Source organism: Sphingomonas sp. YR710 (genome assembly GCF_900101455.1).
Taxonomy (GTDB): domain Bacteria; phylum Pseudomonadota; class Alphaproteobacteria; order Sphingomonadales; family Sphingomonadaceae; genus Rhizorhabdus.
In genome coordinates, this window is sequence record NZ_FMZJ01000006.1 from 238,862 (window position 1) to 259,168 (window position 20,307).

The window sequence follows — 20,307 nt, forward strand, 5'->3', positions numbered from 1 at the left end:
ATATACTTTTTTGCTGCACCGCAAGAAAGAACGTGGGCCGAACAGCCAAAATTCGATTTTTTAGCGGGTGGCACCAGCCTCCTGTTGATCCTGCCGGATGATCTGACGCGAATCGGGCTTGTCGTGCGCGACGGCATCAACCATCGCGAGAATCGCGTCATTGAAATACAGCCCGTAATTGAAGCAGCTTACCGGATCGAAATCGCGCTGCGGCTTCGCCGCATCGCACACGAAACCGACGTGCACGCCGATCGCAGCCTGCCATTGGTCGAGATAATACATGCCACCGGACGAACCTGCACTGGAGCTGGCCGATGTCGAAAACAGCCGCGAAGCGTTGCTGATCCGCGTCCCATCGCTGTCCCGGCGCAGTTGCTCGCGGGGAAACGGAAGGATCACACCACTGGTACGCCGAGCCAATTCGGCCTTCGCGACACCCGTCTGGAACGATAGCAGATCGACGGACGCGCGCGGACAACTCTGGGGCGCTCTCGCCGATGGAATGCTGGTTACCTTTACCGGTCGATCGAGCTTGATAATCGCGATGTCATAGGAACTATCGCCCCGATTCTTGCGGGCGGACCAGGGTGACACCCCGTAGCGTATGTTGACGATCTGGCGGATGCTCTGATCCGAATTGAACACCACGAAAATGCAACCGTGTGGGTCTAGGATCTTCGGGCTCCCCCCTTCCGTCGCGCTTGATGTCATATAGAAGGCATGAGCCGCCGTAATGACGGTGTCTGGTGCCGCCATGATCCAGCCGGTGCTGTTGTGCGATATGCCGCGCGTGTTGGGTTCCAGACATTCGACCCGGCCGAGTCCGTCAAATCGAGCATCCCGACCGTTGGCAACGAGCGCGCTGCGCATGTTTCGCTGGTCGGCGCCCAACACAAGCGCTGGAGACGGCGCCAACGGCAGCAGCGTCCAGAAGATGACTGAAAGGATGAAGATCGGCCGGGATGGAATCGCGCGGCCAACCGCCTTTCGAACCGATCGAAAGCGCATGTTCCTGTACCTTTTGCAAATGAATTCCGGGAATAATGTCCCTTGACGGCTCAGGCGTACCGCAACCTCAGACTGAGCGAAGCCAGATCCTGAGTGGCGCAGGCAATATTGGCCTGTAACTTGTCTAACAGGCCGAAGAGCGGCTGATCCACTGCCACTGGGGCGATGAACTCTTGAATCTGCCGGACCAACTGATCCTCACTCTTCTGAAATGCCTCAACGATCGCCCGATCGCCTTGGGGCAGGGCCATTCGGACATGGCTCATCAATCGTTTGACCGAGCGCAAAACACCCTGACGCGCTTGCGGCGGACCACCATATTGCCCGATCAGCCTGCGAAATTCGCTGGCGATCTGCAGGCGCTCAATACCGCGCCGTTCGAAACATGCATAGAGACGAAAATCGTGCACATGTGCACCGGCATCAATAAGATCTTCCGCACTCTCGCACACGATTACCAGCAAATTGGTCGCAATATTTGTTAATATATCGTTATTCTCCATCACGCCCTCCGCGCAACATTACCGACTACCCTATCCGGATATTTCGGATCGCATCCACGGAAGGATATCTGACCGATGGAGGATTTTATGGTTATTCGTTTCTTTCCCTAGGGAGTTTTCCTGAGCGCACCGAATCGCCCGCGGCTGAGACGGCGGCACTCAATATGTTGTGTTTCGGTATTACAGAGATACTCGAGTTGCCCGAACAATGCGCGATCAGAAGCGCGCCTCGTGACTGATCAGAAGACGCGCCTGGCCATCCGTCACGTCGCGCGCAGCACCGAAGGATTTCACCCGGCCGGCCTCGATCTCGCCGGGGCCGACACGCTCAATCTCGAACTTCGCTTCTGGCCCGGCAAAGGCTTCTCCGCGGCCGGCAATATCGTGGAGGGTTCCCAGATCGCCGAACGCCGCCAGACCCAGCCGAACCTCGTCGCTACCATCCAATCGACGGAGGCTGGGGGCGGTCGCTAATGACCATGACTCGCAGATACAAGCGCTCGCCGGTTCAGACTCCGCCGATCACCCCGCCAGACCCGCGAGCGCCAGCGCGCATCCCAAACCCGAACACAGGGCCAGCACGGCGAAGGTTCCTGCCCGAAAACGGAAAATCGCAACAACCGCTAGCGCCGTGAGGGCCAGTGCGAACCAGTCGAGACTGGCCGGCACCGGAAGATCGATCCCGCCGCGGCCGATCTCGACCCGTCGCTGGCTGTGAAAGATGCTGTGCAATGCAAACCACAGCGCAAGATTGAGAATCACGCCAACCACAGCGGCGGTGATCGCGGCCAAAGCCGTTGCCAGCGCACGGTTGCCGCGCAGCCGTTCAATGAACGGTGCGCCAAGGAATATCCACAAAAAGCAGGGCAAGAATGTCACCCACACCGTGAGGATCGCCGCCAATGTCGCCGCCCATAGGGGTGGAAGCGCTCCGGGATCACGATATCCCGCCAGAAAGCCCACGAACTGCACAACCATGATCAGCGGCCCCGGGGTCGTCTCCGCCATGCCAAGCCCATTGAGCATCTCGCCCGGCTGAAGCCAGTGATAGGTACCGACCGCCTGCTGCGCGACATAGGCCAGCACGGCATAAGCCCCCCCAAACGTCACCACCGCCATCTTAGAAAAAAAGATCGCGATTCGACTGAACACATTATGCGGCCCGAACATAGCCAGCAGCGCGACCACCGGCGCCGCCCAAAGCGACAACAGGATCAGGCTTGTCTTGACCGACCACCCTATATTCGGTCGCGCATGATCGGGCAGCATCGCGCCGAGCGCACTGTCGGCATCGGATACCGTGCCCTGATCGGTACCATGGCCACCCCCGGCTTTGATCCCGCTCCAACCCGCGCGGCCAGCGGCCCAGCCGATCGCGCCGGCCACCAGCACGATGATCGGGAACGGGATATCGAACAGGAAGATCGCCAGAAAGGCAGCACCTGCGATCCCGACCATCGCGCGCGTTTTGAGCGCGCGTCCGCCGACCCGTGCCACCGCCTGCAAGACGATCGCCAGCACCGCCGCCTTGAGTCCGAAGAACAATCCGCCAATCGCCCGCGTCGCGCCGAACAGGACATAGACGTAGCTAAGACCAAGGATTGCGAGAAAACCCGGCAGCACGAACAGACTTCCCGCCACGAGGCCGCCGCGTGTCTTGTGTAGCAACCAACCGATATAAATGGCGAGCTGCTGTGCCTCCGGCCCTGGCAGCAACATGCAATAGTTGAGGGCATGCAGAAAGCGCTCCTCGCCGATCCAGCGTTTCTCATCGACAAGAATGCGATGCATCACAGCGATTTGCCCCGCCGGCCCACCAAAGCTCAGCGCCGCCACCCGCACCCATGTGCGCACGGCTTCGGCAAAAGGAATGTTGTGCGGCTGCGGCACCAGACCCCGCTCAACGATCGCAGCATCGCTCATCAATCGTTCCTCGCAAACCATAGAGATCGTCGGCAGGCGCAACCGAGCTGGCGAGCCGCTGTCGTCATAGCGATCTGCCGAACAAATCGAAGACGTCAAATGCGTGATGCACGCGGCTTGCTCGCGCCGTAACTTTCGGTCCCGCGGATCGAGGTCATGAACGGTCTCGGCAATCGCGGAAAGCGCCTCGTATAACCGCCCGATTCGATAGGCTTATCATTCACCATCGCGACCGAACAAGGTTCGCGAGAGAACGATCAGCGGCTCTTCCAGAGCGGCTCGGTCAATCGCCGACCTTGCTATATGTTGCTATTCCCGTAGCAAAATTGAGTGGGCACGGAACCATGACCTTACGCAAGGTCCTGGCCGGCCCCTGCATCGAGACATTCGGCCGGGCATGCTGCAGGGTAATATTGTCCCAGATCACCAGGTCGCCCTCGCGCCAATGGTGCTCGAGGATTTGCTCCTCGGCATAAAAATGATCGAACAGCGTTTCCAGCATGGCTTCGCTCTCGTCATGATCGAGACCTTCGATGTGGTGCGTCATCTGTGGACAGACATATAGCAGCGTCTGCCCGGTACGCGGGTGGGTGTAGCCGATCGGTAGCGTCAGGCGCTCTTCTACCGCGAACGTGGACACGAGCACGTCCTCAGGAATGCTACCTCCGCGCTGCGCGGTCGCATCCTGACAATGGACTGCGAAGCGCCCCTCAACGCGAGCGCGCAAGTCATCCGGAAGGGTGTTCCAGCCGTTGGCCGCGCTCGCGAACAGCGTGGGAATGGCCGGCTGCTCCACATTCTGGCCGAACAGCGACAGTGCCGTGCACCCTTTCTCTATCCACATCATGTCGCAATGGAACAACAGCCTCCCGAAAGGCGCGCCGCCGCGTTCTTCGCGATTGGAGACCAACATCTCGAAAATCGGCAGGTCATCGGGGTCGACCAAACCATCCTCGCCCAGCAGTTCGGAAATGTAGGTCTGGAAGCGAAGATCCGCGCCATTAATGTCCCGAAATACGAGCAGGCCGCGCTCATCGAACAGCGCCTTCAGTTCGCGGCGCGTTTCCGCATCGAGCGGAACCGAAGGGTCCAGCCCGATCACTTCCGAACCGAATTCCGGCCTGAGATCCCGAATTTCCAAAAGGGCCATCGCCTTGCCTTTCCTCATCTAAATTTTCTAAAAGCTGTCGTATCAGCTCGAGCGCCACGTATTTTCCATCAAGTCAGCTTGTTACCTGATATGATGGCACGCCTTCGGCCCGCAACAATGGGTCAGATTACGCCCTCAGCCGAATGCTCTCCCGCCGCAGGATGCAAATCGGCCTGCGGAGGTACGCCCGGGAGTCGAACAATGCATCGCGGAACGGCACATCGTTCAGGCCACCTTGAGGCGCGGCGTGAGCTTCGCGGGCAATGTCTCCCAGCCACGCACGGCGGACGATGAAGAGAGGCGCGCGCGATCGAGGTCAACCGTCCACTCGGGGAAGCGCGTCAGCACCTCATCCAACGCGATGCGGCCCTCGACCCGTGCTAGTGCATTTCCGAGGCAACTGTGGAACCCGACCCCGAAACTCAGGTGCGGGACGCGTTCGCGGTGGATATCGAACTTGTCCCCGTCGACGAACCGGCTCTCGTCACGGTTGGCCGCCGCCAGAATAGCCAGGATCGTGCTCCCTTTCGGTATCGTCACGCCCTGAAACACGGCATCACAGACCGAAAACCGCCCCGCGACATGCCCGGGCACTTCGAAACGCAATATCTCTTCGATCGCCTGCGGGATGAACGAGCGATCCTCGTAGATCTGCCGGCGCTGATCGGGATGCTCGGCCAGCGTCTTGGCGGTCCAACCGATCAGACGATTTGTGGTCTCGTTACCTGCCCCGGACAGAATATTGATGAAGATCATGATTTCGCCGCGCGTGAGCTTGCGGCTTTTGCCGGACTGGTCGACGAACTCGGTGTTCATTAGCTCGGTCATCAGATCGTCGGATGGATGCTTCACCCGCCAATCGACATATCGGGCAAACAGCGTGCCTTCATAATCATAGTCGTGGTCGGCAGACATCGGTTGGCCGGGTTCCACCTGCAGCCGATCGTCCGTGTACTTCTGAACTTCCTTGAGATCCTCGTCAGGGATACCGAGCAGCATGCCAATGACGCGGATCGGCATCTCAGCACCCAGATGGGTGATGAAGTCAAAGTCGCCGCCGTCAACGAAGCGATCCAGCGTTCGCGCGCAATATTCGCGTATCTGCGTCTCCAGCGCGGCCATCTTCTTCGGCGTGAACACGCGTGTCAGGATACCCCGATGCTGACCATGCAGGGGCGGATCCTCATAGATGAACATACCGGATGGATAGGTGTTCTTGGCACGGATGAATTCGAGGAGGTTTCCGTGCCGCGAAACAAAGGAATTCCGGTCCTGAAGTAGCCTCTGGCAATCATCATAATGGCTAAGCGCGTAGAAATCATACTCCGCGTTATAATAGACCGGTGCCTCCTTACGCAGACGCCGATAGACGGGGTAGGGATTCCTGAAATAGGCTTGGTTATAGGGATCCCAGTTCACCGGCCCGTTGCTGATCGCATTCAATTGCCTGATCTCCTATACCATACCGACATTGCGATACGTCGCCGGCCGGCATGAGCCGGCCGGCTTCGATCACATGCCGGCGAGGCTGAACTCCGGCTGCTTGATCTTCGGCATTGCGGGCATCGGCGCAAAGGTCTTGCGCAAGGTTCTGGCGGGGCCATCCGCCATCACGTTGGGCCGCGCGTGCTGAAGCGCGAGATTGTCCCAGATTACAAGGTCTCCCTTATGCCAATGGTGCTCGAACACGTTTTCCGGCGCATAGAGGTGCTGGAACAGTTCCTCGAGCAGCGCTTCGCTTTCGGCCGCCGGCATGTCCGCGATCCCACTGGTCATCTGCTGACAAACATAAAGGAGCATTTGGCCGGTGCGGGGGTGGCGATGCCCGATCGGAAGGCGGACCTTGTCGTCATCGGCGAACTTCGCCGTCATAACATTGGCGTCACCACCCGCCCGTTGATAGCTGTTGTCGTGGACATGCTCGGCGAAGCGGCCCTCGATACGCGAGCGCAGATCCGCCGGCAGGGTCTTCCATGCGTGTGCAGCACTGACGAACACCGTCGGTTGCGACGGCTCCTCGACATCAACCCCATAGAGCGACAGTAGCTGGCACGGCTGATCGCTCCACATCATGTCGGAATGATAGAGCAGCCTGCCGAAAGGCGCGATGCCGGTGGCCTCCTTGTTGGAGATATAGGCCTTGTGTTCCGGATCGCGATATCCCACGGCACCCGGTGCCGGCACATCTCTTCCGATAAGGGCGTAGGAAAGATAGTTTTGAAAGACGTTGTCGATCTGCAGATCTCGAAAAACCAGCACGCTGTACTTATCGAACATTTCCCGCAGCGTCTTAAGCGTCCGATCATCAAGCGGCACCTTCGGCTCCAAACCGATGACCTCGGCACCGAACAGCGGATTTAATTGCCGCACCTCAAGCTCAACCACATCTCTCTCCTACATCACCAGCCATATAGCCATATTGGACGCTGAACGCCTCTGTGTTGGAACGATCCGGCAGACACCCTGGGTCGCGATGATGCTGCGACTCGCCATGCCGACTCATTCGAAGATTTATTACACTAGATTGTATCACAAAGAGAGTAGCTGACGAGCTACGAAACCGCACATAAATGAAACGGGCGAGACGAATTGCCCTTTGTGAAATCAGAGGGGCTTGATGGCTTCGCATCCGCCGGTCCAACGTATCCGGCCTTCGCCTGGGTGTTGGTCGACATGCATGCTGGTGCCTTGAAGGCATCGACCAAAGTTCAAGGCGTAACGACGACACTTCGTTAGACCGCCACTCAACAAGTTGGATTACGAAAGGGTGGAGATGGAAAGCACCGAATTCCGCGCGGGGCGTGCGGAGGGACTTCGTGAGGCTCTGGCGACTCTCGAGGCCATGATCTTGACGGAGGAAATCAAGATCGAACTGCCAGCATCCTACATTACCCGCACTGCCCGGCGCACTCGGCGGCAGGCATATCGGAACGCCGCATCCAAGCTGCGGACGATGCTTGGCAATATCACACGAAAAATGCCTGTCTCAGCTGAAATCGAAGCCAAATTGAAGAAGATCGGCCTGTAAACTCTCGTGAGCGACCGATTGGCCAGACATCTCCGGCCGCTTGTGATCCCCCGGCCCCCACTCTCGCATGTCACTCGAACGCATGCAGCAAACAGACCGTAGGCGGAACCGCTGAAAACGACGAAGCCCCTCAATGCAGACGTGACCATCTCAAGCGAATGCGCGATATTATTGGTCGTTTAGGGAAATGTCTGGATGCTCCGTGAGAATTGTAACCGACATCCGAGGCCGTCTCGGGACGTATAAAATATCAATTAATTTCAATATATTGACCAGACTTACATCCAAGACGATCTATTGACTTCTCACCTCAGGAATGTGCCAACTATCTCAAAAACTCAGGCTATGCGTCAATCTAATCACAAAATGCTCTTAAGTCGTTGAGTGGGGCGATCGGCCGCACCATCGTCGGCCCCGACGCCAGGATGAGGATAGATCCGCACTGATCAGTCTTTCCACCGCTTTGCGAGGAGCCGAACGGACTGGACGGAACCGAGCGACGCTGCGGAATCGCCCAGGGCAAAGCCATAGAGACCGGGCACTATCGCCCAACCATTGTCCCATCGCGCGGGAATGCGCGCGTCGATGACAAGTTGAACTTGCCTAGTTTCGCCGGGCATCAGCGAAACCTTTGAAAACCCGGCGAGTCTCGCGACTGGCTTGCCTGCTGCGGAAACCAGATAGAGTTGGGGTACGGCCGCGCCGGCGCGCTTGCCGCTGTTCGTGACGCGGAAGCTGGCGGTCAGAGCCTTCCCCGCTGTGAGAGACAGACCGGAATAGTCGAATGTCGTAAAGCTCAGACCGTAGCCAAATGGGAAAAGCGGCTTGATGTCCTTGCGCGCAAACCAGCGATAACCGACATCGGATCCCTCAATATCATAGTCGACGCGCAGGGTTTGCCCCGGATTTCCGCGGCCCGATATGTTGGGCTCGACAGTGTTGCTGCCATCGAGTTGCGGTCTCGGAAGCTGGTCGAGGCTTGCGGGAAAGGTCATCGGCAACCGTCCGGATGGATTGGTCTTACCGAACAAAACCGAGGCGATCGCATCAGCGCCCCTCGCGCCCGGGTACCAGGCGGCGACAACCGCGGCTGTCTTGTCCAGCCAGGGCATGAGAACCGGGCCGCCCGTTTCCAGCACGACGATCGTATTCGGATTTGCTTCCGCGACCGCCGCGATCAGCGCGTTCTGGCCGTTGGGTAGCGAGAGATCAGGCGAATCCAGTCCCTCAGTCTGCCATTGCGTGGCGAAGACGATGGCTACGTCTGCCTTGCGCGCGGCCAGGACGGCATCGGTGATGTAATTCCCGTTGCGGTAAATGATCGTTGCATCGGGAGCGAGCGACTTGATCGCCTTGAGCGGCGAAGGCGCTTGATATGACTGCGCAAAGGCCTGGGCGAATGCCATATTGCCGCCAAAGGGCACGGCGGCCGTCGCCCCCCCTTGCCCTTGAACCTGCGACGAACCACCGCCCGACAGAACGCCGGTGTCGGCATATCCGCCGATGATGGCGATGCTCCTGGCCGATCCCGCCAGTGGGAGTGCGCCTGCGCGGTTGCGCAACAAAACAATGCCTTCACGCTCGACTTCTTCAGCGACCAGAGCATTGGCGTCGAAGTCGATCGTCTTGATCACCGGCGGAAACCTATCGAGGCCGACGGCATAGATCGAGCGCAGGATACGACGATTCATATCCACCAGCCGGTCCGCATAGCGCGGTTCGGCAGATGCCTTGTCCTTCAGCGCGTCGCGCAGGAAATATTTGGCGTCCAGTTGAGCGCCCGATTGTTGATCGAGGCCCGCCAGGACCGTTTCGACACCCGGCACCGCTCCCCAATCGGACATGACGAAGCCCGGGTAACGCCAGTCTTGCTTGAGCACCCTGGTAAGAAGATAATCGCTCGCGCAAGCCGGGGCGCCGTTCACCTTGTTATAGGCGCACATCACCGAACCGGGCTGCCCCTGTTCGATTGCGATCTGGAACGCGAGCAGATCGCTTTCGCGCGCCGCCGCATCGCTAATGCGAACGTCCAGGAAGTGGCGAGCGGTTTCCTGATCGTTGAGCGCGAAATGCTTGACCGTCGCGATGACGTTCTTCGACTGGATGCCCCTGATTGCCGCGCCGCCCAGCAGCCCGGCAAGCAAGGGATCCTCGCCAAAATATTCGAACGTGCGCCCATTGCGCGGTTCCCTGCCCAGATTGATACCGCCAGCGAGCAGCACGTTGAAGCCTTTGGCATGCGCTTCTCCGCCGATCATCGCGCCGGCCCGCTCGATCAGCGCCGGGTTCCAGGTGGCGGCCATAGCCATACCCGATGGAAGCGCCGTCGCGCCGTCCTTGCGGATGCCGCCAATATAAGCGACGCCCAGGCTCGCATCGGATTCCTTGAGCGCCGGTACGTTCAGCCGGGGAATGCCCGCGACATAGCCCGCCCCTGGAATCGCATCGGCCGGGATTTTTACACCCAGGACAGGCAACGGCATGATCCCGTAGGTCAATACCGCGCGTTCCGCGTCGGTCATCGCCTTTTCGGTCATGACGGCACGCGCGTCGGGGCTTTGCACGGGCTGCGCGTCGACCGCGCAAGAACCGAGCAGCGACAGAACGATCGAGGGCAGCAGAATTCGCATGGCGAGCTTTCCGAAAGATGGAAGGAATGACCATTCGGGAGATCGAGCAGCCGACACGGCACCGGTCACTGCAAGGTCATGAAGGGCTATGTGATGCGGGCTTGGGGAACGCTTTCATCATGCGGTCGAACTCGAACACCGGATAGCCGGGCTGATACGTCCCGTGGAGGACAGCAGACAGGTATCGCCCGGCATCACGCAGATATTCCTGATCTTCCTGGGCGGCCGCATCGATGGACGCGAGCGCCGGACGAGCAGTTTCACCGAGCGCCGTCAGCGAATTCAGCGCGGCAAGCCGAACCTGCCAGATTTGCCCAGGCCCGGCGAGTTCACCGAGCCGCGCGACCGCGGCCGCTTGTCCGGCACTTGCGAGCGCTTCTGCCGCGACAACGCGGACCAGCGGCTCGCGATCGTCGAGAAGCGGCTCGAGGGCACCGTGGAAATTCCTGGCGGCGGGCCCGAGCACGAGCATTCCGGTAGCCCCCCAGTAGCGTATCATGGGGTTGCGATCGGTCAGTGCAGCCGCCAGCGCAGGGAGATGAGCGGGATCGCGCGAAGCCGCCTGCCGGCCCAGTGTCATCAGCCGTTTCAGCGGATAGCGCTGTTTGTCCCGACTTTCGAACCAACCTTCGCCGGCCATCGATTCAGGAACGAAGCCATTATCGCATATCAACAGCATGTGCGCATCGAGTGCGCTGCGGAAGCGCTCGACATGCGATCGGGCAGCGGGGTTCTCCATCAAATTGTCGATCTGGTCGGGGTCTTTTGTCAGATCATAGAGTTCCTCATAGGGCTTGGGACCGAAGAACCGCCCCTGCTCGGGCGTGAGCGAGCCCGCCAGATGATGCCGCTCCCAGTCCTGATAGGATTTAAGCAACCATTCAAAGGCGTTCACCACGCCCCATGGGCGATGCGGCATGTAGTTGCGGATATAGCGCCAGCGCCCGTCGGTAACCGATCGGATGAAGTCGATACGTTCGTCCATGCGGTTGCGCATGCCGAAGGCATAGGTCTGCGCGGGCGCGCGACGGTGACCTAGAAATGCCTTTCCCGCCATCTGCGGCGGCTGGCGCACGTCGGCAATCGATAGCAGGGTCGGCGCCAGATCGATGAAGCTCACCGGCTCTTCAACAACGCCGCCCGGCGCAACGGGCGCGAGTTGCCGCCATTTGGGCGGAACGCTTACGATCAATGCGCAGCGAAATCCTTCATCGTAGCAATAGCGTTTCGAGCGCGGCAACGATCCGCCATTGTCCGAATAATAGAATATGATCGTATCATCGGTCAGCCCGTCCGCTTCCAGTTCGGCCAGCCGCGCGCCGATCTGGCCATCCATCTTCTCGATGAGATTATAGTAGCTCGCATAATCGGCCCTGATGGCGGGTGTATCGGGCAGATATTTGGGCAGCTTCACCTGCTCGCCGGTGACGGCGCCCGGCGTCAGACGGAAAAGTTGCGATTCGTGCGTGGTTTCATAATTGAACACCGCCATAAACGGCTGTCCCTTCGGCCGGCTGCGCCAGTGCGCTGCAAGGCCTTGCCCGTCCCAGATCGCCTTGGGATCGACATCACTGTTATAGTCCGTCTTTGCGTTGTTCGTGCAGAAATAGCCCGCCTTGCGCATTAACTCGGGATAGGTCTGGAACGTGTGCGGCACCTTGCCGATCGCGCGCATGTGATTTCCCGGTGCACAGCTTTCGGGATAAATGCCCGTCAGGATGCCGAAGCGCGAGGGCGCGCAGACAGGGGCATTGCAATAGGCATTGCGGTACAAGATGCCCCTGCGTGCCAGCGCATCGATATTAGGGGTCCGCGCAAGCTGATCGCCATAGGCCCCTATCCACGGATTATTGTCCTCGCTGACCACCCACAAGATATTGGGTTTTTCGCCGCGCGACACAGGCGCTGCATTGGCCAGCCCAGCCGATGCCCCCGCAACGATCGCACCGAGAACCGAACGCCTGTCGACCGTCACGAGAAATCTCCCGTCGCGGGGCTGACGTGGCCAGCGTAACCGCTTCGATCGAGTGCGCGCATCGACAGGCTCCTCTCTGCCCCGACCCCCGAGGACAATTATGCTCTTCCCCTTCAGGTGCACAGCGATGGCAACGTTGTCAATACTGTTGTGCGACGACGAAGGTTCAGGGCGGCGGCGCCGTCGAATCCCTTTTTATCAGCTCGAACGGGAAGAAGACATGCGGCGGTTCATCGGGAGGGGACCGCGTAACCAGCATGTCGACGGCGGCTTCCGCCATCTCAGCCAGTGGCTGACGGATCGTGGTCAGACCGGGCCAGACGAACGATGCCGAAGGACTATCGTCGAAACCAGCAACCGAGAGCTGTGCCGGAATTTGCAGCCCTTTGCGCATGGCCGTCATCATCACGGCGAGCGCGGCAATGTCGTTCCAGGCGAAGATCGCCGTTGGGGGCTGCGGCGAATCCAACAGGCGGTCGGCCCATTCCAGGACCGGACGAAACCCGCGCTTGCATTCCGCGTCATGCCCGGGTTGCGCGGCAAGGCCCTTCTGGCGGAGCGCCGCAAGATAGCCCTTGTGCCTGCCGGCAGCGGCAGGGATGCCGATCGCACCGGCGAAGCCGATACGTCGATGCCCGAGTTCGATCAGATGGCGCGTCATCTCGAAGCCGGCCGCCTCCTCGTCCATGTCCACCGAGGGGGCATTTGTGGCCAGGCCGGCGGGGGAAACCAGGACATGCCGCACGCCTGCCACCTGGAGGCAGTCGACCAATCGCCCGTCTGCCGGATGCGGCGCGGTAACGACAACGCCATCGACGCCAAGCGTGCACAGTCGCTGCACCGTCTGCACCTCGTCGCCCGGCGTTATCGTCTCCACGACAAGGTGATAACCGAGCGCCCGGCAGCGATTCTGCGCCGCTGCCTGCAGCGCTACCGAATAGTCCGACTGAGCAGACCAGACGAGCAGGCCAATGAGGTAGGAGCGCTGGCTTACCAACCCGCGCGCGGCAACATTCGGGGCGTAGCCCAGCGCGTCCATAACCCTGACCACTTCGGCGCGCGTATCGGCGCGAACGTTGGGCTCACCGTTGACGACGCGCGAGACGGTCTTGAATGAAACGCCCGCCAGTCGCGCGACGTCCTTAATGGTCGGTCGCTTGCCATTTTCCAGTGGTGCCATGAAAGACCAGTAACTCCAAAATTCAATACGACGCTTGCCAGCCCCGAGCTCATACTAGGGTCTGAGGCCCCCCCGCGCAAATATAGCGCCTGAGAAACATAAAATTGACAACGTTGTCTAGCCAATGCTAGCGATATGTTCGCGGATTCGTACCCGGCCAGTCGGCGGGCCGATCACGTTAAAGTTTCGCAATGGTCAGTGCCGTTCAGAGCCACGACCGCATCAGGAGGGGGAATTTGATGAACCGGCTACATATTCGCGCGGCGCTTTTTGCGACGGTTTCGGCACATGTTTTCATGGCTGGCCAGGTGCACGCACAAGCGGACGGGGAGACCGCCACGGCCGATGAGATTATCGTCAACGCGCGGCGCGTCGAGGAACGCCTGCAGGATGTTCCGATTTCCATTTCGGTGGTAAATCAGGAGCAGCTGACGAAGGCGAACGTCTTTTCTTCGGACGATCTCGGCAGGGTGGTGCCCGGCCTCAACGTAAAGGGCGCCGATTCTACTTCAACTTTTGCCATCCGCGGCTTTTCGCAGGAGCTGCGCACCTCAGCGGCTGTCGGCACCTATTTTGCCGACGTTGTTGCCCCGCGTGGCGGTGGCATTTCGCTGCAGGGTGGCGACGGCGCCGGCCCCGGCAGCGTGTTCGACCTCCAGAACATCCAGGTCCTTAAAGGGCCGCAAGGCACATTGTTCGGCCGTAACACGACGGGCGGTGCCGTGTTGCTCGTCCCCAAGAAGCCAACCAACAAGTTTGAGGGCTATGTTGAAGGTTCCTATGGCAACTACAACATGATGCGGATCCAGGCAGTGGTCAACGCGCCGCTCGCCTCATGGGCACGTGCGCGCATTGGCGTTGACCGCCAGACCCGCGATGGCTGGGAGCATAATGTCTCGGGTTTCGGGCCGAAAGACTTCGCCAATGTCGACTATACGGCCGTGCGCGGCAGCCTGGTTCTCGACGTAGCGCCGACGGTCGAGAATTACACGATCATCTCATTCTATCATTCGGAAAACAACGGCACCCTGCCGCAGCTCGTCCGGGCGAATTCCGCAACGTTCTTCGGCGGTCTTGCACAGGCACAGATCAATCGGCTGATTGCCAGCGGCGACCGCTTTCAGGTCGAGCAGAAACTTCCCAATCCGACGCTCAGGGCGACCCAGTTCCAGGTCATCAACACAACCAAGTGGCTCGCCACCGATAATCTGACAATCAAGAACATCATGTCCTATTCGAGCTACCGGCAGGATAACCGGCTGGACTTTTTTGCGACCAACCTGCCGTTCCCTGGCACGTCGGGCCAAGCTTACGCTTCTACGTCATTTTCCTATAATCCCGATGGCTACCATACCAACGACCAGAAGAATTTCACCGACGAGCTCCAGTTTCAAGGGACAGCCGTCGATAACAAGCTCACCTATCAGGTCGGGCTTTATTATGAGCACAGCACGCCGGGCGGCGTGATCGCATCGCAAAGCCCCAGCGCCGGTTCGAAGTGCCTCTACGGCGTCGCTTTTACCTCGCTCGATACCATGCGCTGTGCCAGCGGCAGCGTCACCTTCAATACGGGGACGATCGAGTTCATAAACATGGCGGCTTATTCGCAGGCGACCTATGCGATCACGGACAAGCTCAAGCTGACCGGTGGTGTCCGGATCACCTATGATCGTTCGAAAGGCTTTTCGTCCGGTCGGACTGCAACTTTCCAGGGTGGCGGCGCCTATGTCGGCGCGACGATCGTCGGGTGTGCCCTTGGCTACTCGGCTGCCGACAATTGCCAATGGACCGGCCGGACTTCGAGCACGCGGCCGACCTGGACGGCGAACCTGTCGTACAGTCCGAGCGAAGACCTGATGCTCTACGGCACCTATTCTCGCGGCTATCGCCAGGGCGCCGTGGCGCCCTTCGCAGTGGCGGGCCGGCCGATCTTCGATCCGGAGACTGTGGACAATTACGAGTTGGGCACGAAGACGAGCTTCCGCGGTGCGATTTCCGGCAACCTCAACTTCGCCGCCTTCTATACCAAGCTCCGCAACCAGCAGATTCAGGTTGGCCTGCAGAACACCAACGGCGTCGGCAATCCGACCGGCTCGACCGCAACTTCGATCTTCAATGCGGGCAAATCGCGTATGTACGGTGTCGAATTCGACGGAAACGTCCGGCTGGCTCCATTCTTCCGGATAAACGCCTCGGCAACCTACGTGAACACCTTGCTACAGTCGATCACGGTGCCGACATCGTTTCCGGGCTACAACGTTGTGATAGCGTCGGCGCTGGCGGGCGATCCGCTTCCATTCACGCCGAAATTCGGATCGAATATCACTGGCACGCTGACCCTGCCGGTGCCGGAAACCATCGGCGCGGTAGAATTCGCCGCGACCTACCGCCATGCGTCGCCCTATACGACCGCCGCATCCACCGCCACTACGGTGCGGGCATCCGAAGTTAATCAACTCGATCTCAACCTCGATTGGCGCAACGTCGGGGGGCGACCGATCGATCTTGGGTTTTTCGGAACCAACATGACAAACCAGTTCACCCGAGTGGGCTATCTGGCGCTGTTCAGCAGTTTCGGGTTCGACGAACTGAACATCGGCAAGCCGCGCTTCTATGGCGTGCGCCTCAAGGTTCGTTTCGACGCGGGTAACTGAAGACGGAGCGGTCAGGTCGCAGGACCTGACCGCTCGGCTCGCCTCCGTGGCGCGGATTACGCTCTTCGTATCACGCAGCGGAGGCCAATGTGCGTCGTCGAGGTGTCGATCGTTTCCGGATGGCGCGCCGCCGGCCGGTAGCGCCTGCAATAGTTTTCAGCACATAGATGCGAGCCGCCCTTCAGCACCTTGCGGCCAACACGAAGCGCCGGCTGGACCGGGTCGAAGCTATTGTGCAGCGTACCGCCCCGCGGATTGCTGAGAGTGCAGCACGAATCCCGGTTTTTCTTCTTCGTCGAACCGGGTTGCGACCACCAGTCCTGGGTCCACTCCCACACGTTGCCGATCATGTCATAGAGGCCGAACCCGTTGGCCGGAAAACTCTTTACCGGCGAGGTCCCCTCCCAGCCATCGAGGCACTGGTTGGCGAAAGGGAAAAGTCCCTGCCAGTAATTGGCCATCATCCGCCCATCGGGCGCCAGCGCGTCGCCCCACGCGTAATCCGCGTCTTCCAACCCGCCGCGGGCCGCATATTCGAACTCGGCCTCGGTAGGAAGCTGCTTGCCCGCCCATCGGGCGTAAGCTTCGGCGTCCGCATAGGCGACATGAACGACGGGGTGATCTTCAATGCCATCAATCGAACTGTCGGGGCCCAGAGGGTGGCGCCAGTCGGCGCCAAACTCGAAGCGCCACCAGTTGCCTGGATTGCCGGTATCAACGGGAGCGTGGGTTTTGCGGAAGACCAGCGAGCCGGGATTGTCCATGCCGGGCGTCATGCCAGGATAGTCTTTCGGATCGGGCGCGATCTCCGCGAGCGTTACATGCCCCGTCTCCTCCACGAAACGGGCGAACTGAAGGTTGGTGACCGGCGTCTCGTCTATCCAGAAGGAATCGACGGTCACGCGGCGAGCCGGCGCCTCTTCGGGATAAAAGCGCTCCGAACCCATCGCGAAAGTGCCGCCTACGATCAGCACCATGCCGGGTCTCTGCTTTTCACGGTATGCTATAACCCACTCTCCATCAAACCTGCTCGGTTCGTTACTCTTTGCCATCATCCGGGCCAACCCTGGGTCCGAACCCCGCTCTCGTCTTCCGCCCAGGTGCGGGGTCGTCACGCAAAGGCGGCGCTTGGCCGAGCTTCTGCCGAAGCCCGACTTGAGAATAATAGACAACGTTGTCTTTTAGGCGTACGCGTGGCTACCAACAAGTTGCCACGTTCGCCACGATGGCAGATGGACTGTGAAGGGAGAGAGCTTTGTCGAATTGGAATGTCTCGCGGCGCGACGTGCTGGCCGGCATTTCGAGCGTAACGGCGGCGATCGGGACAGGCCCGGCCGGCCGGGCCATTGCCCCCCCACGCCCACGCCGGCCCAACATCGTGTTTTTCCTTGGCGAGGGTCTCCGACATGACGAGTTCGGTTTCGCGGGCAACGCTATCCTCAAAACCCCGCACATGGATCGCATAGCCCGGGAGGGCGCGGTATTCCGCAACGGATTTTGCACCAACGCGCTCTGCCTGCCGTCGCGAGCCAGCTTCCTCACCGGCGCTTATTCCCATACCACCGGGGCCACGACCAACGACGACGATACGATCAGGCCGGGCTTCCCGCTCGTCACCGATTTGTTGCACGAAGCCGGCTACGAGACCGCGTTCATCGGCAAATCACACGTCGGCGGTGCCCTGATCGATCATAGCTGGAATTACTATTTCGGCTTCAAGGGCCAGGCCGACTATCTGCACCCCACCGTCATCGAAGGGCGGGACTCGCAATACGATGCACCGAAGACATATCATCGCTACGTCGACGACCTCCTGACCGACAAAGCCGTCGACTGGCTCGACGGTCGCGACCCGGAAAAGCCGTTTGCGCTATTTCTGTGGTTCTATGCGCCTCACTCGCCCTTCTATCGTCCAAGACGAATGCTCAACGCGTTCAACGGCATCCCCATTCCGGTCCCGGAAAACTTCGACGAAGATCAGAAAAACTATCCGGGGCGCTCGCGGGCGGTCAGCACCGCCACCAACAAGATCGGAACCACTGCAGTCTTTGTTGACGATCCGCGCTCCCTCGAGGAATTGGTCAAGGATCACTATGCGGGCGTCCAGTCCAACGACGAAGATGTCGGCCGCGTGATGGACGTTCTCACCCGCAAAAATATGCTCGACGAAACCGCCATTCTCCTCAGTTCAGACCACGGCTTCTTCCTTGGCGAACACAATTTCTACGACAAGCGCCTGATGTACGAACCATCGATCCGCATCCCCATGATGGTCCGCTGGCCTGGTCATGTCCCGGCAGGTATTGCGCGCGACGAGATGGTCCTCAATATCGACGCGGCCCCCACCCTGCTCGAGATTGCCGGCTTGAAGGCCGCACCATCGATGCAAGGCCGTAGCTTTTTGCGGCTTGCCATGGGACGCGCAGCCACGGCCTGGCGCAAGGACTGGCTATACGAATATTATGAATATCCCGGCTTTGAGAATGTCCGACCTCATCGGGGAATCAGAACCGAGCAGTACAAGCTGATCCACTTTTTCATCGAGCCCGAAGAGTTCGAACTTTACGACCTTGCCCAGGATCCGAACGAAGATCACAATCTTTACGGGAAGCCCGGGTTTGAAGCGCTAACCGCGCGATTGAAAGCTCGTCTGGAAGCCTTGCGGCTCGAGACCAAGGACAGCTATCAGTACAAGCCTTCGCGACCACTAGGCGGCCCCCACATCCCCTGGTCACCCAATGGCAGCTAGACTGATGCGGCAAGCGCCCAAGCCATCATCGAGCCAGCGCGTCGAATATCTGGATCCGAATCGCCTTTTCCGATGTGGCGGCCTGTAAATGAACCGAACAATGCGATCGGACGATGGGCAGGTCCATATTTCGAGGCGAACGGCGCTGGCGGGTGGTCTGTCGGCGGCGCTCGCGTCGACCATCCCGGGCCGCGGTTCGGCGCGCACGCGCGGAAGACTGTTCGGTCCCGGGGGACATGCCCTGGGTATCAGCCTTTACATGCTCGGCGATTTCTTTACCGCGAATCCTGAAGAAGCGCTCGAGGCAGTCGCAAAAATCGGCTTTCGGGAAGTCGAGACAGATCTCGGCACTACATCCTCAGCAGACCTGCGACGGATTTTGGACCGCAACGGGCTGCGGGTTCCGAATGTGCTCGTGCTGCCGATACAGATTCCAGGGCGGATGAGCCTGCAAACCGATAGCGGGGTTCTGGCGAGCGCCGCGCATGCACTCGGCGCCGAATTCCTGACATGCGCGCTTTTCCCGTTGCCATCCGAAGACGACGAAAAGGCCTCCGCCGCGGAAACGCCCGGCCGAATGATCGGCCGCGCGTTGGCGCGGCTTACCGCCGATCACTGGCATCGGACAGCGGACTATCTCAATCGACGCGGGGCCGAAATCCGCCGCCATGGCCTGAAATTCGCTTACCATAATCACAATGCGGAATTTGCCCGATATGGAAATACGGACGGGCTCACCATTCTCTTACAGAACACCGATCCCAAGCTCGTCAGCTTCGAGATGGACGTGGGTTGGGTAGCGGCGGCGGGTTGCGATCCGGTTGCAATACTCAAGGCAAATCCGGGTCGTTTCCGGCTGATGCACGTCAAGGATCTTGCGCCAGGCCATAAGCCCAACACAGTCCTGCGCACGGAGACCCCCGAGGTGGGAGCGGGCGTCATTGACTGGCCGGCCATCCTACCGATCGCCGCAGCATGTGGCGTGCGCCACTTCGCGATCGAACAGGAGCCGCCTTTTACCGCACCGCCTATAGAGGCTGCGAGGAGAAGCTTCGATTATCTGATCAAGCTTTGACGCGATCTGCAGCGTCCTGGCCGTCTCACTTCGACGAAGGCCGATTGCCGCACTGTGACAGCTGACTTGGCCGGAGATCGCGCTCGCCGGCACTTTTGGTCGGCTCAATCTGGCCGACCATGGGCGAATGTCAGCAGTTGATCTCTGGCTCGCGCGGATTTGCTTTGAAGCGCCTATCGCCAGACTGCACGATGTTGACGCCGCGAGAACAATGGAGTGACGGCCGTTTTTGGCCGCGCTCGTTTTGTCACGGCTCGCGGAGCGACTATTGCGCGCAGTGGCCACCTTGCCCAACTGCGGTCATTCGCACCGAATGGACCGAACGGCGGAAGCTGGTCGAGGCTGTGTAAAAACGCCGCTTGATGGTAGAGTTTTCTGGGATTTCGGGAGGCTTGCCGATGGGCCGTTTCGTGGAAGAACAAGACCGCCGGC

At 59.8% G+C, this 20,307-nt stretch carries 15 protein-coding genes; 5 read left to right on the top strand and 10 right to left on the bottom strand.

Translation table 11 applies throughout. The features are described from left to right. Positions 1-60: 60 nt before the first annotated feature. Positions 61-1,008 (bottom strand): trypsin-like serine peptidase, encoded by a 948-nt coding sequence (locus BLS13_RS09680; RefSeq protein WP_093451665.1) that lies wholly within the window; start codon positions 1,006-1,008, stop codon positions 61-63. Between the two features lie 50 nt (positions 1,009-1,058). Further along, entirely contained in the window at positions 1,059-1,511 is a 453-nt protein-coding gene (locus BLS13_RS09685) for a DUF2383 domain-containing protein (RefSeq protein WP_093451667.1), read from the bottom strand. A 231-nt stretch (positions 1,512-1,742) separates the two neighbouring features. On the opposite strand from BLS13_RS09685, the gene BLS13_RS09690 reads away from it, so the two are divergent. Further along, a complete protein-coding gene (locus BLS13_RS09690) occupies positions 1,743-1,985 on the top strand; it encodes a hypothetical protein (protein WP_093451668.1) in 243 nt (80 codons plus the stop codon). Positions 1,986-2,033: 48 nt separating this feature from the next. Here BLS13_RS09690 and chrA read toward each other — a convergent pair whose 3' ends face one another. From chrA to BLS13_RS09710, 4 genes are all read right to left on the bottom strand, one after another. After that, a complete protein-coding gene (chrA, locus tag BLS13_RS09695; protein WP_093451735.1) occupies positions 2,034-3,434 on the bottom strand; it encodes a chromate efflux transporter in 1,401 nt (466 codons plus the stop codon). A gap of 283 nt (positions 3,435-3,717) precedes the next feature. Next, complete coding sequence (locus tag BLS13_RS09700) at positions 3,718-4,584, bottom strand: TauD/TfdA dioxygenase family protein (RefSeq protein WP_176943520.1); 867 nt, start codon at positions 4,582-4,584, stop codon at positions 3,718-3,720. Positions 4,585-4,809: 225 nt separating this feature from the next. Next, on the bottom strand, positions 4,810-6,027 hold the full coding sequence (locus BLS13_RS09705) for a cytochrome P450 (RefSeq protein ID WP_093451671.1): 1,218 nt from the start codon (positions 6,025-6,027) through the stop codon (positions 4,810-4,812). A 69-nt stretch (positions 6,028-6,096) separates the two neighbouring features. Then, entirely contained in the window at positions 6,097-6,969 is an 873-nt protein-coding gene (locus BLS13_RS09710; protein ID WP_093451673.1) for a TauD/TfdA dioxygenase family protein, read from the bottom strand. 388 nt (positions 6,970-7,357) lie between these two features. Here BLS13_RS09710 and BLS13_RS09715 point away from each other — a divergent pair, with 388 nt between their 5' ends. After that, the gene (locus tag BLS13_RS09715) at positions 7,358-7,612 is read left to right on the top strand and encodes a hypothetical protein (RefSeq protein WP_093451674.1); all 255 of its coding nucleotides are present in this window, start codon (positions 7,358-7,360) and stop codon (positions 7,610-7,612) included. A 446-nt stretch (positions 7,613-8,058) separates the two neighbouring features. On the opposite strand, the gene BLS13_RS09720 is transcribed toward BLS13_RS09715, so the two are convergent. From BLS13_RS09720 to BLS13_RS09730, 3 genes are all read right to left on the bottom strand, one after another. Next, entirely contained in the window at positions 8,059-10,242 is a 2,184-nt protein-coding gene (locus BLS13_RS09720) for a beta-glucosidase family protein (protein ID WP_093451676.1), read from the bottom strand. A gap of 76 nt (positions 10,243-10,318) precedes the next feature. Continuing rightward, positions 10,319-12,217 carry a sulfatase family protein gene (locus BLS13_RS09725; RefSeq protein WP_093451677.1) on the bottom strand — a complete coding sequence of 633 codons (1,899 nt, stop codon included), beginning with the start codon at positions 12,215-12,217 and terminating at the stop codon, positions 10,319-10,321. A 166-nt stretch (positions 12,218-12,383) separates the two neighbouring features. Continuing rightward, entirely contained in the window at positions 12,384-13,397 is a 1,014-nt protein-coding gene (locus BLS13_RS09730; protein ID WP_093451678.1) for a LacI family DNA-binding transcriptional regulator, read from the bottom strand. Between the two features lie 239 nt (positions 13,398-13,636). On the opposite strand from BLS13_RS09730, the gene BLS13_RS09735 reads away from it, so the two are divergent. Next, entirely contained in the window at positions 13,637-16,051 is a 2,415-nt protein-coding gene (locus BLS13_RS09735) for a TonB-dependent receptor (RefSeq protein ID WP_176943521.1), read from the top strand. A gap of 56 nt (positions 16,052-16,107) precedes the next feature. Here BLS13_RS09735 and BLS13_RS09740 read toward each other — a convergent pair whose 3' ends face one another. Continuing rightward, positions 16,108-17,028: a formylglycine-generating enzyme family protein gene (locus tag BLS13_RS09740; RefSeq protein WP_093451682.1), complete on the bottom strand. Its 921-nt coding sequence runs from the start codon at positions 17,026-17,028 to the stop codon at positions 16,108-16,110. Between the two features lie 278 nt (positions 17,029-17,306). Between BLS13_RS09740 and BLS13_RS09745 the strand changes: the two genes are divergently transcribed. Continuing rightward, positions 17,307-18,800 carry a sulfatase family protein gene (locus tag BLS13_RS09745; RefSeq protein ID WP_093451683.1) on the top strand — a complete coding sequence of 498 codons (1,494 nt, stop codon included), beginning with the start codon at positions 17,307-17,309 and terminating at the stop codon, positions 18,798-18,800. A gap of 100 nt (positions 18,801-18,900) precedes the next feature. After that, positions 18,901-19,875, top strand: a complete 975-nt coding sequence (locus tag BLS13_RS09750; protein ID WP_176943522.1) for a sugar phosphate isomerase/epimerase family protein — start codon at positions 18,901-18,903, stop codon at positions 19,873-19,875. Positions 19,876-20,307: the final 432 nt, after the last annotated feature.

What these genes read in the sequence shown, in the direction of transcription:
- BLS13_RS09680 (WP_093451665.1), bottom strand. Translation starts at nt 1,008, where the DNA reads ATGCGCTTTCGATCGGTTCGAAAGGCGGTTGGCCGCGCGATTCCATCC.
- BLS13_RS09685 (WP_093451667.1), bottom strand. Translation starts at nt 1,511, where the DNA reads ATGGAGAATAACGATATATTAACAAATATTGCGACCAATTTGCTGGTA.
- chrA (WP_093451735.1), bottom strand. Translation starts at nt 3,434, where the DNA reads ATGAGCGATGCTGCGATCGTTGAGCGGGGTCTGGTGCCGCAGCCGCAC.
- BLS13_RS09700 (WP_176943520.1), bottom strand. Translation starts at nt 4,584, where the DNA reads ATGGCCCTTTTGGAAATTCGGGATCTCAGGCCGGAATTCGGTTCGGAA.
- BLS13_RS09715 (WP_093451674.1), top strand. Translation starts at nt 7,358, where the DNA reads ATGGAAAGCACCGAATTCCGCGCGGGGCGTGCGGAGGGACTTCGTGAG.
- BLS13_RS09720 (WP_093451676.1), bottom strand. Translation starts at nt 10,242, where the DNA reads ATGCGAATTCTGCTGCCCTCGATCGTTCTGTCGCTGCTCGGTTCTTGC.
- BLS13_RS09730 (WP_093451678.1), bottom strand. Translation starts at nt 13,397, where the DNA reads ATGGCACCACTGGAAAATGGCAAGCGACCGACCATTAAGGACGTCGCG.
- BLS13_RS09735 (WP_176943521.1), top strand. Translation starts at nt 13,637, where the DNA reads ATGAACCGGCTACATATTCGCGCGGCGCTTTTTGCGACGGTTTCGGCA.
- BLS13_RS09740 (WP_093451682.1), bottom strand. Translation starts at nt 17,028, where the DNA reads ATGGTGCTGATCGTAGGCGGCACTTTCGCGATGGGTTCGGAGCGCTTT.
- BLS13_RS09750 (WP_176943522.1), top strand. Translation starts at nt 18,901, where the DNA reads ATGCGATCGGACGATGGGCAGGTCCATATTTCGAGGCGAACGGCGCTG.